An 18,874-nucleotide genomic window follows, 5' to 3' on the forward strand; every position below is an offset into this window, starting at 1 on the left:
AACCATGACCGCCGTACCACTCGCCAGCGCGCCCACTCCGCTGTCTCCCGTCCAGGGCCTCCTGCGCCGCCTCGCTCGCGACACCACCTACGTGCTCGTGGGCTTCCCGCTGGCGCTCGTCAGCTTCGTGCTCGCAGTGGTGGGGATCTCACTCAGCGCCGGGCTGCTGGTGACCACGCTCGGCCTGCCGATCCTCGCCGGCTTCCTCTACGCGGCCCGCGGGCTCGCCGACATCGAGCGGCTCCGGCTCGCCGGGGTGCTGGACCGGCCCCGGGTACGCCCGGTCTACCGCAGGCCGGAGCCGGGCGCCGGGTTCTGGCGCCGGGTGTTCACCCCGATCCGGGACGCGCAGTCGTGGCTCGACCTGCTGCACGCCTTCGTCCGGCTGCTCGTGGCGGTGCCCACGTTCGTGCTGCTGGTGGTCTGGTGGGTGCTGGCCCTGGGCGGCACGCTCTACATCACCTACGACTGGGCCATCCCGCGTGGCACGGACGACCAGGACCTGAGCCAGCTCCTCGGGATGGGCGACGGCGCCGGCGCGCGGATCACGCTGAACACCGCGATCGGGCTGTTCGCCCTGTTCACCCTCCCGCTGGTGGCGCGCGGCTGCGCCCGGCTCCAGGCCGGGCTGGCGTACTCGCTGCTCACCGGCGTGGCCGAGATGCGGCAGCGGATCGTGACGCTGGAGGAGCAGAAGCGGGCCGCCGCCTCGGCCGAGGCGGTCGCGCTGCGGCGGCTGGAGCGCGACATCCACGACGGCCCGCAGCAGCGGCTGGTCCGGCTCGCCATGGACCTCGGCCGGGCCCGCCACCAGCTCACCGCCGACCCGGAGGCGGCCCGGCAGACGCTCGACGAGGCGGTCGCACAGACCCGGGAGACGCTGGACGAGCTGCGTGCCCTGTCCCGGGGCATCGCGCCGCCGATCCTGGTCGACCGGGGCCTGCCCAGCGCGCTCGCCGCGCTCGCCGCCCGCGCCCTGGTACCCACCGAGCTGACAGTGGACGACGACCTGGGCACCGCCGCCGGACGGCTCGACCCGGGGCTGGAGAGCACCGCGTACTTCGTGGTGGCCGAGGCCCTGACGAACGTCTCGAAGCACAGCCGGGCGACCGCCTGCCGGGTGGAGATCACCCGGAAGGTGGGCCGGCTGGAGATCACCGTCACCGACGACGGGGCCGGAGGCGCCCACTTGGCGAAGGGGCACGGACTCAGCGGCATCGCCGACCGGGTCCGGGCGGCGGGCGGCACCCTGGAGGTGGGCAGCCCGGCCGGCGGGCCGACCCGGATCCACGCCGAACTGCCGAGGTGACCCGGTTCGCCCGGACTCCGGGCCGCCGCGCGGTGGCGCGGCGCGCCCGGTGTCCGGGCCGCCGGACCGGCACGGGGTCCGGGCGTGATAGACACCGGAGCCATGCGGGTGGTGATCGCGGACGACGCCGTACTGCTCCGGGAGGGGCTGGTCCGGCTGCTGACCGAGTACGGGCACGAGGTGGTGGCGGCCGTCGGTGACGGTGACGCGCTGGTCGAGGCGGTGGTGGCGCACCGGCCCGACGTCTCGGTGGTGGACGTGCGGATGCCGCCGTCACACACCGACGAGGGACTGCGCGCCTCGGTGGAGGCCCGCCGCCGGGTGCCTGGTACGCCGATCCTGGTGCTGTCCCAGTACGTCGAGGTGTCGTACGCCGACGACCTGCTCGACACCGCGGGAGGTGCCGGCGGCGGGATCGGCTACCTGCTCAAGGACCGGGTCGCCGCGATCGACGAGTTCCTGGACGGACTGGCCCGGGTGGCGGCCGGCGGCACCGTGCTCGACCCGGAGGTGATCAGCCAGTTGCTGGTCCGGCGGCGCCGCGACGACCCGTTGGGGTCGCTGACCCCGCGCGAGCGCGAGGTGCTGGCGCTGATGGCCGAGGGCCGCTCGAACACCGCCATCGCCCGGACGCTCGTGGTCAGCGACGGCGCGGTCGAGAAGCACGTCCGCAACATCTTCACCAAGCTCGACCTGCCCCCGGACGCGACCACCCACCACCGCCGCGTCCTGGCCGTCCTGGCCCACCTGCGCGCCTGACGGGCGGGTCAGGCGAGGGCGCGTGCCAGTGTCACCGCCTCGGTGAGCGTGTCGGCGGCCGGGTGGCCGCTGCCGCGCAGCCGGTCCGGGTCGGACAGGCCCCCGGTGTAGAGCACACAGCGGGCGCCGACCGAGGCGGCCGCGTCGGCGTCGTCGATCGAGTCGCCGATCAGCACCACCTCGTGCCCGCCCAGCCCCAGCTCGGCCAGGTGCTTCTCCAGCCACTCGGCCTTGCGCCCGCCGCCGACCGTGGCGCGCAGCCCGTCCACCCGCCGGAAGTGCGGGGTCAGCCCGTACGTGTGCACGGTCGGCACCAGCTCGTCGTGGAACCACATGGACAGCAGCGACTGGCTGCCCTCCCAGGACTCGATCGCGGCGGTGGCGTCGGCGGCCAGGGCGCAGGTGGTCAGTCCGGCCCGGTACGCGTCGTGGAAGACCCGGTCGAGCACGCCGAACGCGTCGGCGTCGACGGCCCGGCCGAGCATCTCGGCGTAGTAGTCGGCGATCGGCCGCCGGAACCGCACCCGGTGCTCGGCCGCGGTGACCGCCGGGCCGCCGGCGCTGGCGAAGGCGACGTTCGTGGCCTGGACCACCAGGTCGAGGTCGTCGAGGAGTGTTCCGTTCCAGTCCCACACGAGGTGGCGTCGCATACCCGTCACCCGAGCACCATAGTGCTAGAGCTGCGGCGTGGTCAGGTCGCGCAGCAGCCGGTCCTCCTCGACCCGCCAGTAGCCGTGCTCCTTGCCGTCGAGCAGGACCACCGGCAGCCGGTCGCCGTAGTCGCGCTCCATCTCCAGGTCGCCGGTCACGTCCCGTTCCACCCAGCGGTCGCCGGTGACCGCCACCACCCGGTCGAGCGCGGCCTTCGCGTCGTCGCACAGGTGGCAGCCGGGCCGGGTGATCAGGATGAGCCTCGGGTCACTGGACATCGGATACCTCCGTGCGGATCTCGGTCGGCGACGCCGGCGACGGCACCGCGGGCGCCGGGCGCAGCTCGGTCTTGCGTACCTTCCCGATCGCCGAGTACGGCAGGCTGTCGACGAACTCGACGGCGGTCGGGCACTTGAACCGGGCCAGGTTACGCGCGCAGTGGGCGAGCAGATCCTCCGCCGTCACCGGCGGACCGGGGGCCCGGACCACGTACGCCCGCACAGTCTCGCCGGTCCGCGGGTGCGGCACGCCCAGGACGGCCGACTCGGCCACCCCGGGGTGCGCCTGGAGCACCAGCTCCACCTCGTGCGGGTAGACGTTGAAGCCGTTGACCAGGATCAGCTCGCCGAGCCGGTCGACCAGGAACAGGTCGCCGTCGCCGTCGGCGTACGCCACGTCACCGGTGGCCCACCAGCCGTCCGGGTCCGGCCCGCCCCGCCCGTCCGGCCAGTAACCGGCGAACAGGTTCGGTCCGCGTACCACGATCTGCCCGGGGTCGGTGCCGCCCGGCTCGTCGGAGAGGTCCATCTCGTCCTCGTCGGGTGCGTCGGCAGGAACCCCGTCGCGCCACAGCTCGGTGCCGTCGGAGCCGGTGAGGCGCAGCCCGACGCCGGGAAGCGGGCGGCCGATCGAGCCCGGTTTCGGCTCGCCGCCGACGAGCGTCGAGGTGAGCACCGGCGCGGTCTCGGTGAGCCCGTAGCCGACGTGCACCGGGTGCCCGGTCAGCTCGGTGAAGCGCGCGCCGGCCGCGAGCGGCAGGGGCGCCGCGCCGCACACCGCGACGCGCACGGAGGCGAGCGCCGCGGCCGGGTCACGCTCCGCCTCGGACCAGGTCAGGAACATCGACGGTACGCCGACGAGCACCGTGACCCGGTGCCGGGCGATCTCGTCGAGCGCACCGGCAGGGCCGGGCTCGTCGACGAGCACGCCTGTCGCGCCGTGCCGCACGACGGCGCCGAGCGCGGAGTTCAGCCCGTACGCGTGGAACAGCGGAAGGGCGAGCAGCACGACGTCGTCGGGGCCGACCACCGGCGGTTCGATGCGGTCGACCTGGTCGTGGTTGGCGGCGAGCGCCCGGTGCGACAGCATCGCGCCCTTGGGCCGGCCCTCGGTGCCGGAGGTGTAGAGCAGGACGGCCAGGTCGTCGCCGGAGCGGGCCGGGAACCGGGACGGCGTGTCGTCGCCGGCGACCGGCGGCGCGGTGTGCACGGCACGCAGCGCGGGCAGTTCGGCGCGGTCCACCCGCCCGGTCACCTCGGGCGCGCCGACCAGCACGGAGGCGCCGGAGTCGGCGAGCACGTGCCGCAGCTCGCGCGCGGTCAGCGCAGGGTTGACGGGTACGGCCACCAGGCCGGCCCGGAGCGCGGCCAGGTACGTGACCACGAAGTCCGGGGTGTTGCCGAACGCGATCGCCACCCGGGGCGGATGGCCGGTGCCGTCGGCCGGCGGCGTGTCGGCCAGTAGCGCGCGGGCGGTGGCGGTGACCGCGTCGTCCAGCCGGGACCAGCTCAGCGTCCGGTCGCGCCAGTGCAGCGCGGCCCGGTCGCCCCGCTGCGCGGCGGCGTGGCGGAGCCGGTCGGCGAGGTTCGGCGCGGGGCTTTCGGCGGCGTCCTGCACGGTGGCTGAGTCTGGCACAGCCGCGTCCGCCGGACCATGCCCGAACACCGCGTGGGGTCCGCCGCACGGGACTGCAATTGCCGTACGGTGGGATTCCTGGCCACGGGATGAGGATCTCCACCGATGCCGGGGCGGGCAGCCGGAAGTGACCCGGCCGCACCCCTCCCGCGACACGCCGAGCGAAAAGAAAATCGGCTCCGACCAGGACTTTCCACTCCGGACCAGGTTGCGGCGCGAAAGTCAACCACACACGACGGACAACCGGTCCGCCATGTGTGCGACCTGGCGGGAAATACTTCCGCTCTGTGTAACGGACTTGCCACGCGTGGGTGACGTTGGCCCTATCATCACTCGGGTCGGCTCACCCCATTTGCCGTGAGTCGACACCCCTCAGCCCGAGGAGGCCCCCGTGCCCGTGAGCGCATTGGACCAGCACCTCAAGGGGATCTGCCGCCCGTCGGCACGTCCCGACCCGGCCGTGCCCGACCGGGTGACACCCGGTCCTCCGGCGCGGTCACTGTCCGCTCAGCCTGGGGAGGCGCGGTGACCACCTTCGGTTACGCCGAACGACCGGCCGGCGTCACCGGCCCGACACAGCGCAACCCGCTCAACGAGCGCGCGGACCCCGGCCCGCGAGGTGCCGACGGACAGCTCGCGGTACGCGGCGACGGGCGGCGGGTACGCAGCCGCGCGCACCACACGAACGAGGCGCCGCCCCGCCCCGCGACGCCGGGCGGCAACGCGAAGCCCGCGACCGGCCGTCTGGGCAGCCCGACCCGCCCGACCATGCCGGCCCAGGCACGACGCGGCGACGCGGCGACCGGGGCCGAGCCGTCCGCCGCCGAGACCGCTGTGCTGCCGGCGGTGACCACCGGCGACACCGCCGTCCTGCCCGCCGTGCCGGCCGCCGCGCCCGCCACCGGCTTCCCCAGCCGCCCCGACCCGTCCGACCCGGCCACCGAGGTGTGGACGCTGGTCGAGCGCGCGCAGGCAGGCGAGTCCGAGGCGTTCGGGCTGATCTACGACCGGTACGTCGACACCGTCTTCCGGTTCGTCTACTTCCGGGTCGGCAACCGTCAGCTCGCCGAGGACCTCACCTCCGACACGTTCCTGCGGGCGCTCAAGCGGATCGGCAGCTTCACCTGGCAGGGGCGCGACCTCGGCGCCTGGCTGGTCACCATCGCCCGCAACCTGGTCGCCGACCACTTCAAGTCCGGGCGCTACCGCCTGGAGGTCACCACCGGTGACGTCCTGGACGCCGACCGGGAGGACCGCGGGCCGGAGGGCAGCCCGGAGGCGGCAGTGGTGGAACACATCACGAACGTCGCCCTGCTGACCGCCGTCAAGCAGCTCAACCCGGAGCAGCAGGAGTGCATCGTGCTGCGGTTCCTCCAGGGCTTCTCGGTGGCCGAGACCGCCCGCGCCATGGGCAAGAACGAGGGCGCCATCAAGGCTCTGCAGTACCGGGCGGTCCGGGCGCTGGCCCGGCTGCTGCCCGACGGCTTCCACTCCTGAGCGGCAGACACACCCGACCTCTCCACCGGCGCACGCGCCGGGCGCTGTCGCGTGCCCGACGCCCCATGCGAGCCGATCACTCATGGTGATTTCGCCGCCGTCCCAGCCGTAACCGGTGACCGGCGCGGTCCGTTTCTCCGGGTGCGACCAGTGGTTGTCCCGGCGTCCCCCGGGCCACCCGGTCCGGCGGGTCAGGTCGGCCGTTCCGGTCGGCTCTGCGCCACACGCTGCCACCGGTCGCTGGTGACGACGACGGCCGCCCGGCCGTGACCAGCGAGAGGGGGTGCCGCGGTGGACAGCGACCTCTTCTCCCGTCGGCGGGCCGAGCGCTTCGCGCAACTCCTCGACGAGGCCAACGGCGGACGCCGGCACCACGTCCGGTCCAAGGCGGACGGTGAACTCACCGCACTCGTCGAGGTGAGCCGCCGGCTCACCACCGAGCGGCCCGACGTCGAGGTGGACGCCGAGTTCCGCACCGGCCTGCGGGCGATGCTCGTGGCCACCGCCGAACGTGAGGGCGTCGGCGCTCCCGCCAGGACCGGCAGCTCCGGAGTACGCGGCGCGCTGCTGCCCGCCATCACCGGCCGCCGGGCGCGGGCCCGGGGCGCGATCCTGGTCGGCGTGGCCGCAGGTGCGGTCGCCCTCTCCGGCATCTCCGCCGCCAGCGAGAACGCGCTGCCCGGCGACGCCCTGTACGGCATGAAGCGCTCCACCGAGCGCGCCCAGCTCGCGCTCGCCAGCTCGGACATCAGCCGTGGGCAGCTCTTCCTCGACTTCGCCCGCACCCGGCTCGACGAGGCCGCCTCGGTCCGCGACGACCGGCTCGGCTTCAGCGCCGTCCTGGACGACATGGACGCGGACACCCGCCAGGGCGTACGCCTGCTGACCACTGTCGCCGCGCAGCGCTCCGACCCGGCGGCGCTGGACGCGGTGGACACCTTCCTCGCCGGCCAGCGCCGGGTGGTCAGCGGCCTGCTCGACCGGCCCGACCACGCCGACCGGGACCGCACCCGCCGCTCGCTGGCGCTGCTCGACGCGGCCGGCAAACGCGCCGACGCGCTCCGCGAGTCGATCGCCTGCGGGCTGCCCGCGCCGCAGGCCAGCGACACGCTCGGGCCCGCTCCGGCCGCCTGCCCGGCCGACCGCTGAGCGGCGGACGCCGACCGCGCCACACTTCTCCCTTCGGACACCCGGCCGTCACAACGTGCCGGATACGCTCGACGCGGAGCACGTACGCGTCGTCGAGGCAGGGAGGTCGCCGTGGCCGGAAGCCGGAAGGTGACCGTCAGCACCGACGCGCACGGGCACACCGCTGGCTGGTCGGAGACCCCGTCGGCGCCTGCGACCACGGTCACGCCCGACCCCACGGCTGCCGCGTTCTTCGACGTGGACAACACGATGATGCAGGGCGCGTCGATCTACTGGTTCGCCCGCGGACTGGCCACCCGGAAATACTTCACCACCGGAGACCTGGCCCGGTTCGCCTGGCAGCAGGCGCGGTTCCGGCTGCTCGCCACCGAGCACGCGGGCGACATGTCGCAGGCCAAGGAGGCCGCGCTCGCTTTCGTCGAGGGCTGGCGGGTCGACGACATGGAACGCCTCGCCGACGAGATCTTCGACGAGCTGATGGCGCCGCGCATCTGGGCCGGCACGCGTCGCCTGGCCCAGCGTCACCTCGACGCGGGCGAGCGGGTCTGGCTGGTCAGCGCCGCCCCGGTGGAGATCGGCCGGGTGATCGCAGCCCGGCTCGGCCTGACCGGAGCGATCGGCACGGTGGCCGAGGTGATCGATGGCGCGTACACCGGGCGGCTGGTCGGTGACCTGATGCACGGGCCGGCGAAGGCCGAGGCGGTGACGCAGCTCGCCGCCGTGGAAGGGCTGGACCTGGCCCGGTGCGCCGCCTACAGCGACTCGGCGAACGACCTGCCGATGCTCTCCGCCGTCGGCCGCGCGGTGGCGGTGAACCCCGACCCGGCGCTGCTGCGGCAGGCCCGCGAGCGGGGCTGGGACGTGCGCGACTTCCGCACCGGGCGGCGGGCCGTACGCATCGCCGTGCCCTCCACCGCGGCCGCCGGGCTGCTGGCCGGCGCGGTCACGGCCGGCCTGGCGCTGCACCGGCGCCGCCACCGCGACGCCTGAACCCGAGCGGCCCGGCTCAGGGGCCGAACGGGTCGGGCCGGCGTTCGAGCAGCTTGTGCAGCGTCTGCTGGATCGTCTCCCGCACCTGGTCGGCGAGGTTGAACACCACGAGCGGGTCGTCCGCCGCGTCGCGCAGGTGCGCGGTCGGGATCGGCGGGCAGAACTCGATCAGCCACTTGCTCGGCAGCGGCACCATGCCCAGCGGCCCCAGCCAGGGGAACGTCGGCGTGACCGGGAAGTACGGCAGTTTGAGCAGCCGGGCCAGCGGCTTGATGTCGGCGAGCATCGGGTAGATCTCCTCGCCGCCGACGATCGCCACCGGCACGATCGGCGTACCGGTGCGCAGCGCGGCGGAGACGAACCCGCCCCGCCCGAAGCGCTGGAGCTTGTAGCGGTCGGCGTAGAGCTTGCCGACGCCCTTGAAGCCCTCCGGGAACACGCCCACCAGTTCCCCGTTGCCGAGCAGCCGCTCCGCGTCCGGGCTGCACGCCACGGTGCCGCCGGTCTTGCGGGCTATCTCGGAGACGACGGGCATCCGGAACACCAGGTCGGCCCCGAGCAGCCGCAGGTAGCGGTGCGCCGGGTGCCGGTCGTGCAGCGCGGTGGAGAGGATCAGCGCGTCGATCGCCACGGTGCCGGAGTGGTTGCCGACGACCAGGCCGGCGCCCTCGTCGGGCACGTGCTCGATGCCGCTGACCTCGGTGCGGAACCAGTCCCGGTAGAGCAGCCGGACCAGCGGGTGGACCACCGCGTCGGTCAGGTCGGGGTCGAAGCCGAACTCGTCGACCTCGTAGTCACCGGCGAGCCGCCGCCGCAGGAACGCCAGCCCCTGGGCCACCTTGCGGTCCCAGTGGTCCCCCGGCCGGTCGGCCACCGACGGTCCCGGCGGCGTGTCACCGGCCGGTGCCTTCCCGGTCGGCGCCTCGTCCGCGGTGGCCTGCTGCGCGACCGCCTTCTTGGCGACCGCCTTCTTCGCCACGGTCTTCTTCGCGACTGTCTTCTTCGCCGGCTGGTGGGGCGTGGCCGGGCCCGGAACACCCGGCTCGTCGGCGGAGGTGTCCGGCTCGTCCGGAGGCGCAGCCGGGCGGGCCGCCGGCGCGCTCACCCGCCGGTGCCCGTTGCGCCGCGCCGGCTCCGCGTCCGGATCCGGCACACCGAGCGGTACGTCGTAGCGCGCGTCACGCCGCTCCTCCGGGCTGCTCACGAACGCTCCCGCACGGTCGACCGGACCTGCCGGATGCTCTCCAGAACCAGCTGCTCGGCGGCGGCGAGCTGGTCCCGGGTGACCACGACGCCGCCGTGGTGGGCGCGGATGAAGTCGTCGAACGCGGCGGCGGTCGAGCGGGGTGTGAAGCCGTACTCCCGCTCCAGGCGGCTGGTGTCCACCACCCGACCGTGCACGAAGAGGTCCACCTGATCCAGGCCGTACCGGCCGAAGCCCAGACTGCGGGCGACCGCGGCGACCCCGGCCAGGCCCGGTTCCAGCACCGGCACCGCCACCCGGCCGGCCCGGCGGATCGCCTGCGACAGCGACAGCACCCCCGGCCCGGCGACGTTGTACGTGCCCGGGTGGTCCTCGGCGACGGACCGGTGCAGCACCTCCAGCGCGTCGTCGAAGTGCACGAACTGCAGGCGCGGGTCGCGGCCGAAGACGGTGGGCACCACCGGCTGGGAGAAGTAGCGGGTGAGCGTGGTGTCGGCGGCGTACCCGATGAACGGCGCGAAACGCAGCACCGTCGCGGTGACGTCGGGCCGGCGGCGGCGGAACCCGCGGACGTACCCCTCGATGTCGAGGATGTCGCGGCCGAAACCGCCGCGCGGCACCTCGCGCGGCTCGGTCTCCTCGGTGAAGACGGCCGGATCGCGGAACGACACCCCGTACGCGGCGGTGGACGAGCGGACCACGAGCTTGCGCAGCCGGGGCGCGCGCTGCGCGGCGGCGAGCAACTGCATGGTGCCGATGACGTTCTGTTCCTTCATCCCCGCCCGGCCGCCCTGCTGCGGGTCGGGGGCGGTGACGAGCGCCAGGTGCACCACCGTGTCGACGTCGAGGTCGAGCAGGAGGCCGCCGAGCGAGTCGAGGTCGAGGCGGATGAGTTCGACGTCGGAGAGCAGGTCGGCCAACTCGGGGTTGGGTGGTGCCGGGTCGACCCCGATGACGCGCTCGATCCGCTCGTCGGCGGCGAGCCGGGCGGCCACGTGGGCGCCGAGCCAGCGGCCGACCCCGGTGACGACGACGACCCCCGGGGCACCGGAGGTGTCACCGGGGGTCATGTCGTGCGCCTAGCGCGACAGGCAGGATCGAGCCGGGACGTCCACGGCCTGATCACCTGAGCCTCCGAGGGTCGACAGTTGGCAAGTGGTGCCGGGTGCCGGGCCAGTGCCCGGCACCCGGTCACTTGCCGAGACGGCGACGCTGGACGCGGGTCTTGCGCAGCAGCTTGCGGTGCTTCTTCTTAGCCATGCGCTTGCGGCGCTTCTTGACCACCGAGCCCATACGACAGCCTTTCGATGCAACGTTCGGGGCGGACCGGAGGACACCACCGCCGGTGGCGCCCTGACCGCTTGCGGACAACGGACCGGACCAGCGTGGTGGGCAGGGCACACCAGAGGGCGATCACGGTCGTGGTCCAGCCTAACCGGAGTGCGTCAGCAGGACCAACGCGCCCCCGTCGATGCCCCTTTTCGTCGCACTCGGCGGACCGCTCCGCGGAGTGGTCAGGCGGACTCCTGGAAGGCGCCCCGGAGGTATTCGTGCACGGCGTGCTCGGGCACCCGGAACGACCGGCCGACCCGCACGGCGGTCAGCTCACCGCTGTGCACCAGGCGGTAGACGGTCATCTTGGAGACCCGCATGACCGTCGCCACCTCGGCGACGGTCAGGAACCTGACATCCGACAGCCGTGCGTCGGACTGCGACCCGGCCATGGCTCACCGACCCATTCCCGTGCCCGGCGCGTGTCACCGGGCAGGTGTTCCCGCCTCGACGAGCGACGCGCGTGTAACCAGTACGGTAGCGGGACGGCTGTGACCTGCGCGATCCCTTCCACCCTTTGATCATGGCGGGACAGCCGTTCACTCGCTGTCCACCAGGGCTTTTTCGCCCGGACGGGTGTCTCGTCCGATCCGGCTACTCGGCGCGCAGCGCCACCACCGGGTCCAGCCGTCCGGCCCGCTGCGCCGGCACCACGCCGAAGACGATGCCGACCGCCGCGGAGACGCCGAACGCCAGCGCCAGCGACCACCAGGTGATCGCCGCCGGGATCGGCGAGAACGCGTCCACGAGCAGCGCGGTGCCCACGCCCAGCGCCATCCCGGTCAGGCCGCCCACCGAGGTGAGCAGCACCGCCTCCAGCAGGAACTGCACGCCGATGTCGCGGGGGCGGGCGCCGACCGCCTTGCGCAGCCCGATCTCGCGGGTCCGCTCGCGTACCGAGACCAGCATGATGTTGGAGACGCCGACGCCGCCGACCAGCAGCGAGATGCCCGCGATGGCCGCCAGCACGCCGGTCAGCACGCCCAGGATGTCGCCGAGCACGCCGAGGATCTGCCGCTGGGTGACGGCGCTGAACTCGGTGTCCGGGTGCCGGCGGGACAGCTCCGCCACGATCCGGTCGCCGAGTTCGTCGATCCGTTCCCGGTCCGGCGCCTTCACCGCGATGCCGTCGATGCGCTGGGTGCCCCACAGCCGTTGCGCCGCCGTCACCGGTACGTGCACCTCGTCGTCCCGGTCCACGCCGAGGCTCTGCCCGAGCGGGGCGAAGACGCCGATCACCCGGAACCGCACGCCGGCCAGCGTGACCTGCTGGCCGAGCGGGTCACGGTCGGGAAAGAGCGCCCGGGCCACCGAGTCGCCGAGCACCGCCACCCGGCGGCTGGTGTCCACGTCCGCCCCGGTGAGATAGCGGCCCCGCGACAGCGACCGGGTGAACACCGACGGGGTGGTCTCCAGGACGCCCTGCACGGTGGTGAAGTCGGAGCGGTTGCCGGCCCGCGCGGTCGCGCCGGAGGCCACCGTGACGGCGACCCGGCCGGGGTCGCCGACCACCCGGGAGACCGCGTCGGCGTCGCTGAGGTCCAGCGGCGAGACGACCGGCGCGTTGCCCACCTCGATCCGGCCCGGCACCACCAGCAGCAGGTTCGAGCCGAGCCCTTCGACCTGCTGCTCGACCTGCTGTTTCGTGCCGGTGCCGATGGCCACCAGGATCACCACCGAGGCCACCCCGATGATCACCCCGAGCATGGTCAGCAGGCTGCGCATCCGGTTGGCCCGCAGCGCGTCCGACGCCACCCGCCACGCCTCGGCCAGCCTCATCCGGCGTCACCTCGGTGAAGGCGGCCCGGGGCCCGGCGGGGCCGCTCCTCGGCCCGCGGAAGGCGCCCGGTGGCACCGGCGGCGCCACCGGGGCCACCGGGCGGGTGCCCCGGACCGCTTCCGGACGCGGACCGGGGCTCCGCGCTGGGAGCGGGGTCCAGTGTCGCAGGTACGCCGGAGCCGTCCGACGGCGGTCGATCATGAAGGCTGTCGGACCGGATCAGCCCGTCCCGTACCGCGATGCGCCGGTGCGCCCGGGCGGCCACCTCCGGGTCGTGGGTCACCATCACCAGCGCCACCCCGGACTCGGCGTTCAGCCGTTCCAGCAGCTCCAGCACCGCCTCGCCGGTGGCGCTGTCCAGGTTGCCGGTCGGCTCGTCGGCGAGCAGCACCGCCGGCTCGGTCACCAGCGCGCGGGCGATCGCCACCCGCTGCTGCTCGCCGCCGGAGAGCTGGTTGGGCCGGTGGTGCAGCCGGTGGCCGAGCCCGACCCGGCCCAGCATCGCCGCCGCCCGCTCCCGCCGCTGCCGCGCCCCGACACCCCGGTAGACCAGCGGCAACGCCACGTTGTCCACAGCCGACGTACGGGCCAGCAGGTGGAACGCCTGGAACACGAAGCCGATCGTCTCGTTGCGCAGTGTCGCCAGCTCCGGCGCGGTGAGCGTGGTCACGTCCCGGCCGCCGATCACCAGCCGGCCGCCGCTGGGCCGGTCCAGCCCGCCGAGCAGGTGCATCAGCGTCGACTTGCCCGAGCCGGACGGCCCGATCACGGCCACGTACTCGCCCTGGTCGATGGTGAGCGACACCCCGCGCAACGCGGACACCGACACCCCGTCCAGCTCGTACGTGCGCCAGACGTCGACCGCCTCGACCGCCGGTACGGTCACGGCAGTTCCTGGCCGTCGCGCACCTGGTCGGCGCCGCGCACCACGACCCGGTCACCGGCCCGTACGCCGTCGACGATCTGCACCAGGTCCTGCCCCTGCACGCCCACCGTCACCGGCACCCGGTCGGCCCGGCCGTCCCGCAGCACCCAGACGGCGTCCCGCCCGTCGGTGGAGAACACCGCCGACGCCGGCACCGCCACCGCGTCGGTGGCCTCCCGCACCCGCAGCCGCACCACCGCGTTCATGCCGGGGCGGGGCGCCGGGGCCGCCTCGGCCTCACCGAGGCGGCCCGCGCCCAGATCGAGCCGGACCCGGTAGGTGACGCCGCCCCGGGCCGAGCTGGTGGGCAGCACGTCCACCGAGCGCACCGTCGCGTCGTACGTCGCGCCGGTCACCGCGTCCAGCTCGACCGACGCGGGCACCCCGGCCCGGACCAGCAGGACGTCGGTCTCGTCCACCTCGGCGAGCAGGCCGAGCCGGCCGACGTCCACGACCGTGAGCACCGGCGTGCCGGCGGTGACCCGGCCACCGGCCGGGATCGCGTCGTCCACCCCCGGCGGCGGGCCGCTCTGCCCGCCCGTGCCGAGCGCCGACGGGTCGAGACCGGGCACCGCCGCGCCACCTGCCGCACCGAGCAGCCCGGCCAGGTCGGCCGGGGCCGCCCGGGTGCCGCCCGGCTGCACCACACCGGCGATCGGCGCGCGCAACGTCAGCGCGTCCACTGTCGCCTTCGCCAGGTCGTACGCCTGCTGGGCCTGGAGTCGTTGCGCGGCCGACAGCGCGCCGACGGCGCTGTTCAGGCCGGCGACGCCGCGCTGCACCTGCGCGACGGCCCGGTCGGCGGCGCGGGCGGCCGACTCGTACTGCCGCTGCGCCGACTGGACCTGGAGCAGCAGCGCGGCGCGTACCTGCCGGTCGCCGACCTTGCCGGCGGCGGCGCGGGCGGCGGCGAACGCCTCGTCGGCGGCCCGGTCGGTGCCGCGCCGGCTGCCGCCCAGGTCGCCCGCGCCGGCACCCCGCCCGGCCCGCTTCGCCGCACGCAGCGCGTCCCGCGCCTTTGCCAGGCGGTCCCGGGCCGACGGCGAGTCGATCACCGCGAGCACCTGCCCCCGGGTCACCCGCTGCCCCGGCTGGACCCGCAGGCGGGCAAGCGTGCCGTCGGCGGGCGCGGTGAGGGTGGCGGCGGCCCGCGCGGTCACCGTGGCGGGAGCGTCGATCACCTCGCTCACCGGCGCGCGGCCCACCTCGGCGACGGTGACCGCCGGGGCGTCGTCGCCGCAGGACGCGGCGGTCGTGCCGGTCAGCGCGACGACGGCGAGCACTACGGTGACGAGACGGGGGCGGCGGGCCGCGGGCAACCGCGGCGAGGGAGTGCGGGCCACCCGGCCCATGCTACGACCCGTCGACAGGCGTCGACGTGTCAGCCGACGACGGCCCGCACGTAGGCGACGCAGTCGTCGTGCAGCATCGACCACGGGTCGCCGAACACCTCGTCGGCGGCCTGCTCCGGGGTCCGGCCCTGGTGCACCACGGCCCGGTAGAAGTCCAGCATCCGCTGCTCGCCGTACCTGTCGACCAGATGCCGCACGGCCAGGTAGCCCACGCCGTACGCGCCGCCGACCCGGTCGTCGCTCGCGTCGTCGGCGGGCGCCACCGCGTCCAGTCGCCCGGACCACCCGCCGCGCAGCAGGTCCCGCACCTCGGCCAGGCCGTCGTAGCGGTGCACGGGCTGCCCGTCGGCACCGGCGTACTCGGCCAGCCCTTCCACCAGCCACCAGTCCGCGCGGTCGGCGTAGCCCCGGTCGGGCAGCGAAGCCGCGTGGGTCAGCTCGTGCCGGAGCAGGTCGTCGATGCCGGCCGGGGTGACGATCTGGGCGTTGAGCACGACGTCGTGACGTCCACCCCCGACGCCCACCGCGTAACCGGCGGTCCACTTCGGCCGCCCGCCGCCGTACCAGCGCTGCCACTCGCTCTTCCCGGCGTAGTAGACGAGGTACCGGTCCGGCGGCCGGCCGCCGATCGCGTACCGGTCCGCGGCCCGGGCGGCGGTCTCGGCCTGGGCGAGCAGGCCGGGCAGTCTGCCCCGCTGGGCCGGCGTGGTGGCCACCACCGCCCGCTTGCCGACCGCCACCGCCAGGTCGTTCACCTGCCACGGGCGCACGCCCGCCGGGTCCGTCGACGACGGGTCCACAGCGGTCAGCCGGGGTTCCTCCCCCGCCAGCCGCCAGCGAGTGCCCACCTCCACTGTGCTCGGCGCGCAGTCCGGCACCACGAAGCAGTAGCCGACTGTCACCACGAACCGCCACTCCCCCGGCCGCTCGCCGACTTCCGCCGGCACCCCGTCGGCCGCCGGCCGCCAGGTGGTGACCCGCAGCGCCCGCAGCGCCGCGTACCGGCGGCTCAGCGCCGGCCGGGCCGCCGGCTCGGCGATCGCGAGGAAGCCGGTCCGGTCGGCGCCGACGAGTGCGGTGGCCTGCCGGTCCAGCAGCGCGAGCATCCGCTCGCCGAGCCGCCGCTGGGCCGCCGTGCCCGGGTCGCCCTTCGCGGCCGGCCGCCCGGCCGCGTCCGGCGCCGACCCCCGCAGGAGTACGCCGGGCACGGCGCCCGCCACCAGGCCGAGCGCGAGCCCGAGCGCGGTCCAGAGCGGCCACCGCCGCCGTGACCGCACCGTCCGCGTCCCCGCCTGGCCCGGCTGCGCCGGCGGTCCGGGGTACGGCGCGGGTACCGCGACGGGGTACGGCGATGAATTCGTGTCCGCGACGGGATGTGGCGGCGGACTCGTGTCCGCGACCGGGGGTGCGACGGGATGTGACGGCGGGTCCGCGTCCGCCTCGGTCGCCCCGGTCGGGCGCGGCGGCGGGCCGGCGTCCGCTGCCGGGTCGCTGACATCGGGCGCGTTGCCGGCGTTCTCGCTCGACCCGGGCGCGGGTTCGCCGTCGCCCGCCGGTGCGTCGTCGGCGGGCCGGGGTGCGGCGTCGGCGCGGTCCGCCGACGACGGGGCTGCGTCGGCGGCATCCACGTCGGCGACGGGGGCGGCGCCCGGGGTGGTGCTGCCGGTGGAACGAGGCTCGTCGCCGTCCGTCGTCCGGCCGGGAGGCTGCTCGTCGCCGTCGGTCACCGGCGAAGGGTACGACCAATCGGGCGTTCCGGGAAAGAGTCCCGCCGCTGTTCCGCCTCGCCCCGAGATCTTGGTACGAAAGCGCCCTGATAGGGGCCGGTTCGTACCAAGATCTCTCAGATCGGGGTGCCGGTCAGCGTCAGCGCGGTCTTGTCGGCTGCCCAGAGGGCCACCAGCGCGACGCCGGGTACGGCGTGCCCGGCCAGGGCGAGCAGCAGACCGCCGGTCAGGAAGCAGGCGGCCTGGAAGGCGAGCTTGGCCGGGTCGGGCAGCGCCACGGCGGCACGCGGCGAGCAGAACAGCCCCCACACCACGGCGATCACCAGCGGCGCGCCGAGTCCGGCCAGCAGGCGTACCGGCCAGTCGGCGTCGAGCGTGAAGCCCCAGTACCCGGCCGAGCCCAGCAGGGCCAGTTCCAGCAGGAAGATCACGCCCAGCAGCAGCGCGGTCATCGGTTCCCCCAGGAGAGGTAGGCGCGGTCCAGTCCCGCGATCATCTGGTCGAAGGAGCGGTCGGTGTCGCGGGGCAGCCCGAATCCGCCCGCCGCCTCCAACGCGACGAAGCCGTGCACGGCAGCCCGGAACATCCGGATGGCATCGGTTGCGGCGTCGCCGTCGAGGCCGTACCCGAGCAGGATCGCCCGGACCGCGCCGACCGCGCGTTCTCCGGCGGCCAGGTGCTCGGGGTCGGCCGGGTCGGGCGCCCGCTGCGCGGCCGGGTAGCGGCCGGGGTGCTGCCGCGCGTACGCCCGGTAGGCGGCGGCGACGGCGCGCAACGCGTCGCCACCGGAGCGGCCCGCGGCGGCGGCCGTGAGCACGTCGGCGATCTCGGCGGTGGCGAGCACGGCGAGCTTCTGGTGCAGCGCGTCCACGCCCCGGACGTGCTTGTAGAGGCTCGGCAGCGCGACGCCGAGCCGGGCGGCGAGCGCGGCCAGGGTCAGCCGGTCGTAACCGACCTCGTCGGCGAGCACGGCGGCCTCCCGCACGACAGTCGCCGGGGTCAGGCCGGCCCTAGGCACCGGCCGTCACCGCCAGGAAATCGACCAGGTCGGCGGCGGTGGCGTCGGGCTGGTCGGCGTGCGGGTAGTGGCCGGAGTCGGCGATCATGCGTGCCTCGGCGACGGCGAACAGCCGGCGCGCGGCCCGCGCCTCGGCGCCCGGGTCGGGGAAGTCCGGGTCCTTCGTACCCATCAGCACCAGCACCGGCCGGCGTACCTCGGGTGCCCGCGCGGTCCAGTGCGGGTCGGCCGGCGCGACCACGCCCCGCACCGCGGCCATCCGCCCGCGCAGCTTCGCGACCAGCTCCCTGCGGTACGTGGCGTCGTCCGCCGGGCGCCCGCACGGGAACAGCGTGCGGTGGAACAGCCCGAACAGGCGGGGACTACGGAGTACGGCGGCCTGCGCGACCCGCATCAACGGGTTCGGCTTCGGGGTGCCGACGAATGGGCTGACCTGCACGATCCCGCTCACCAGTTCCGGCGCCTCGGCGGCGGCGAAGACCACCGCGGCGGCGCTGGACGAGCTGCCGACCAGGGTGGCCGGGCCGCCGCCGAGCGCCCGCACCACGGCGAGCAGGTCGCCGCCCACCTGTTCGGGGGCGTACGTGGGCCAGTGCGGGCTGGAGTCGCCGTGCCCGCGTACGTCGACCGGGGCGATCCGGTAGCCGGCCGCGACCAGCCGGGGCGTCAGGTGCCGGAAGGCGGCCCGGTTCTCCCCCATGCCGTGCGCGAGGACCACGAGCGGCCCCGATCCGTGCACCTCGTACGCGATCGTGCCGCCGTCCCGCGCCACCTGGCTAACCATCATAGCCGTAAAGCTAATATCATTAGCCAAGCTCGTCAAGCTTGACCTCAACCCGAGGCGAGAGCGCACGATCCCGGCATGCCGATCACCGCCGACACCCACGTACGCCTCGCCCGCCCGAGCCGCGACCTCGCCGCCGCCGAACGCTTCTGGACGCAAGGGCTGGGCCTGGACGTGCTCTACCGGAGCGAGGGCGGTCACGCGGACGAGCACGACCTGGTGATGCTCGGCCTGCCCGGGGCCGGCTGGCACCTGGAACTGGTCGGCGGCTCGACGCTCACGGTCGAGCCGCGTCCCACCGGGGAGGACCTGTTCGTGCTCTACCTCGACGGCCCGGCCGACCACGAACTGGTCCCGAGAATGGAACGAGCCGGCGGGACCAGGGTCTCCGCCGGCCCGTACTGGGACAGGTGGGGTGTCACGTTCGCCGACCCGGACGGCTACCGCCTCGTGCTGTGCACCCGGGCCTGGTCGAACGACTGA

The 18,874-nt window shown here is 74.8% G+C and carries 20 protein-coding genes; 6 read left to right on the top strand and 14 right to left on the bottom strand.

Annotation, left to right across the window (positions count from 1 at the left end):
• Window positions 1-4 precede the first annotated feature (4 nt).
• The gene (locus F8279_RS16740; protein ID WP_151500455.1) at window positions 5-1,309 is read left to right on the top strand and encodes a sensor histidine kinase; all 1,305 of its coding nucleotides are present in this window, start codon (window positions 5-7) and stop codon (window positions 1,307-1,309) included.
• Window positions 1,310-1,411: 102 nt separating this feature from the next.
• Entirely contained in the window at window positions 1,412-2,068 is a 657-nt protein-coding gene (locus tag F8279_RS16745; protein ID WP_151500440.1) for a response regulator transcription factor, read from the top strand.
• Window positions 2,069-2,076: 8 nt separating this feature from the next.
• Here F8279_RS16745 and F8279_RS16750 read toward each other — a convergent pair whose 3' ends face one another.
• The 3 genes from F8279_RS16750 to F8279_RS16760 are packed head-to-tail and all read right to left on the bottom strand — an operon-like array spanning window position 2,077 to window position 4,663.
• The gene (locus F8279_RS16750) at window positions 2,077-2,718 is read right to left on the bottom strand and encodes an HAD family hydrolase (RefSeq protein WP_151500456.1); all 642 of its coding nucleotides are present in this window, start codon (window positions 2,716-2,718) and stop codon (window positions 2,077-2,079) included.
• Between the two features lie 24 nt (window positions 2,719-2,742).
• Complete coding sequence (locus F8279_RS16755) at window positions 2,743-2,997, bottom strand: glutaredoxin family protein (protein ID WP_013288752.1); 255 nt, start codon at window positions 2,995-2,997, stop codon at window positions 2,743-2,745.
• Window positions 2,987-4,663, bottom strand: coding sequence for an AMP-binding protein (locus F8279_RS16760; RefSeq protein WP_151500441.1), 1,677 nt, complete (start codon window positions 4,661-4,663; stop codon window positions 2,987-2,989). Before F8279_RS16760 ends, F8279_RS16755 begins: the two co-directional genes overlap by 11 nt.
• A 495-nt stretch (window positions 4,664-5,158) precedes the next feature.
• On the opposite strand from F8279_RS16760, the gene F8279_RS16765 reads away from it, so the two are divergent.
• From F8279_RS16765 to F8279_RS16775, 3 genes are all read left to right on the top strand, one after another.
• Window positions 5,159-6,130 carry an ECF subfamily RNA polymerase sigma factor, BldN family gene (locus F8279_RS16765; RefSeq protein ID WP_151500442.1) on the top strand — a complete coding sequence of 324 codons (972 nt, stop codon included), beginning with the start codon at window positions 5,159-5,161 and terminating at the stop codon, window positions 6,128-6,130.
• Window positions 6,131-6,421: 291 nt separating this feature from the next.
• The gene (locus F8279_RS16770) at window positions 6,422-7,279 is read left to right on the top strand and encodes a DUF5667 domain-containing protein (RefSeq protein ID WP_091426674.1); all 858 of its coding nucleotides are present in this window, start codon (window positions 6,422-6,424) and stop codon (window positions 7,277-7,279) included.
• A 111-nt stretch (window positions 7,280-7,390) separates the two neighbouring features.
• The gene (locus tag F8279_RS16775) at window positions 7,391-8,269 is read left to right on the top strand and encodes an HAD family phosphatase (RefSeq protein ID WP_151500443.1); all 879 of its coding nucleotides are present in this window, start codon (window positions 7,391-7,393) and stop codon (window positions 8,267-8,269) included.
• A 16-nt stretch (window positions 8,270-8,285) separates the two neighbouring features.
• On the opposite strand, the gene F8279_RS16780 is transcribed toward F8279_RS16775, so the two are convergent.
• The 11 genes from F8279_RS16780 to F8279_RS16830 form a co-directional block, all read right to left on the bottom strand.
• Window positions 8,286-9,143, bottom strand: coding sequence for a lysophospholipid acyltransferase family protein (locus F8279_RS16780; RefSeq protein WP_151500457.1), 858 nt, complete (start codon window positions 9,141-9,143; stop codon window positions 8,286-8,288).
• Between the two features lie 326 nt (window positions 9,144-9,469).
• Window positions 9,470-10,543: an NAD-dependent epimerase/dehydratase family protein gene (locus F8279_RS16785; protein ID WP_151500444.1), complete on the bottom strand. Its 1,074-nt coding sequence runs from the start codon at window positions 10,541-10,543 to the stop codon at window positions 9,470-9,472.
• Between the two features lie 121 nt (window positions 10,544-10,664).
• Entirely contained in the window at window positions 10,665-10,766 is a 102-nt protein-coding gene (locus F8279_RS16790; protein WP_007465623.1) for an AURKAIP1/COX24 domain-containing protein, read from the bottom strand.
• A gap of 221 nt (window positions 10,767-10,987) precedes the next feature.
• The gene (locus F8279_RS16795; protein ID WP_013288759.1) at window positions 10,988-11,197 is read right to left on the bottom strand and encodes a helix-turn-helix domain-containing protein; all 210 of its coding nucleotides are present in this window, start codon (window positions 11,195-11,197) and stop codon (window positions 10,988-10,990) included.
• A 202-nt stretch (window positions 11,198-11,399) separates the two neighbouring features.
• Entirely contained in the window at window positions 11,400-12,584 is a 1,185-nt protein-coding gene (locus F8279_RS16800) for an ABC transporter permease (RefSeq protein ID WP_013288760.1), read from the bottom strand.
• On the bottom strand, window positions 12,581-13,471 hold the full coding sequence (locus F8279_RS16805) for an ABC transporter ATP-binding protein (RefSeq protein ID WP_151500445.1): 891 nt from the start codon (window positions 13,469-13,471) through the stop codon (window positions 12,581-12,583). The genes F8279_RS16800 and F8279_RS16805 overlap by 4 nt, the downstream gene beginning before the upstream one ends.
• On the bottom strand, window positions 13,468-14,862 hold the full coding sequence (locus F8279_RS16810) for an efflux RND transporter periplasmic adaptor subunit (protein ID WP_151500446.1): 1,395 nt from the start codon (window positions 14,860-14,862) through the stop codon (window positions 13,468-13,470). Before F8279_RS16810 ends, F8279_RS16805 begins: the two co-directional genes overlap by 4 nt.
• Window positions 14,863-14,891: 29 nt before the next feature.
• Complete coding sequence (locus F8279_RS16815; RefSeq protein ID WP_151500447.1) at window positions 14,892-16,589, bottom strand: hypothetical protein; 1,698 nt, start codon at window positions 16,587-16,589, stop codon at window positions 14,892-14,894.
• 116 nt (window positions 16,590-16,705) lie between these two features.
• On the bottom strand, window positions 16,706-17,041 hold the full coding sequence (locus F8279_RS16820; protein WP_151500448.1) for a YrdB family protein: 336 nt from the start codon (window positions 17,039-17,041) through the stop codon (window positions 16,706-16,708).
• Entirely contained in the window at window positions 17,038-17,607 is a 570-nt protein-coding gene (locus tag F8279_RS16825) for a TetR-like C-terminal domain-containing protein (RefSeq protein ID WP_151500449.1), read from the bottom strand. Before F8279_RS16825 ends, F8279_RS16820 begins: the two co-directional genes overlap by 4 nt.
• On the bottom strand, window positions 17,600-18,394 hold the full coding sequence (locus tag F8279_RS16830; RefSeq protein ID WP_151500450.1) for an alpha/beta fold hydrolase: 795 nt from the start codon (window positions 18,392-18,394) through the stop codon (window positions 17,600-17,602). The genes F8279_RS16825 and F8279_RS16830 overlap by 8 nt, the downstream gene beginning before the upstream one ends.
• A gap of 75 nt (window positions 18,395-18,469) precedes the next feature.
• Between F8279_RS16830 and F8279_RS16835 the strand changes: the two genes are divergently transcribed.
• On the top strand, window positions 18,470-18,874 hold the full coding sequence (locus F8279_RS16835) for a VOC family protein (protein WP_091426703.1): 405 nt from the start codon (window positions 18,470-18,472) through the stop codon (window positions 18,872-18,874).

The sequence above is a fragment of the Micromonospora sp. AMSO1212t genome, assembly GCF_008868145.1.
GTDB lineage: Bacteria > Actinomycetota > Actinomycetes > Mycobacteriales > Micromonosporaceae > Micromonospora > Micromonospora tulbaghiae.

Coding starts and splice junctions, on each gene's coding strand:
- F8279_RS16740 (WP_151500455.1), top strand. CDS start 5: ATGACCGCCGTACCACTCGCCAGCGCGCCCACTCCGCTGTCTCCCGTC.
- F8279_RS16745 (WP_151500440.1), top strand. CDS start 1,412: ATGCGGGTGGTGATCGCGGACGACGCCGTACTGCTCCGGGAGGGGCTG.
- F8279_RS16750 (WP_151500456.1), bottom strand. CDS start 2,718: ATGCGACGCCACCTCGTGTGGGACTGGAACGGAACACTCCTCGACGAC.
- F8279_RS16755 (WP_013288752.1), bottom strand. CDS start 2,997: ATGTCCAGTGACCCGAGGCTCATCCTGATCACCCGGCCCGGCTGCCAC.
- F8279_RS16785 (WP_151500444.1), bottom strand. CDS start 10,543: ATGACCCCCGGTGACACCTCCGGTGCCCCGGGGGTCGTCGTCGTCACC.
- F8279_RS16790 (WP_007465623.1), bottom strand. CDS start 10,766: ATGGGCTCGGTGGTCAAGAAGCGCCGCAAGCGCATGGCTAAGAAGAAG.
- F8279_RS16795 (WP_013288759.1), bottom strand. CDS start 11,197: ATGGCCGGGTCGCAGTCCGACGCACGGCTGTCGGATGTCAGGTTCCTG.
- F8279_RS16800 (WP_013288760.1), bottom strand. CDS start 12,584: ATGAGGCTGGCCGAGGCGTGGCGGGTGGCGTCGGACGCGCTGCGGGCC.
- F8279_RS16810 (WP_151500446.1), bottom strand. CDS start 14,862: ATGGGCCGGGTGGCCCGCACTCCCTCGCCGCGGTTGCCCGCGGCCCGC.
- F8279_RS16820 (WP_151500448.1), bottom strand. CDS start 17,041: ATGACCGCGCTGCTGCTGGGCGTGATCTTCCTGCTGGAACTGGCCCTG.
- F8279_RS16830 (WP_151500450.1), bottom strand. CDS start 18,394: ATGATGGTTAGCCAGGTGGCGCGGGACGGCGGCACGATCGCGTACGAG.
- F8279_RS16835 (WP_091426703.1), top strand. CDS start 18,470: ATGCCGATCACCGCCGACACCCACGTACGCCTCGCCCGCCCGAGCCGC.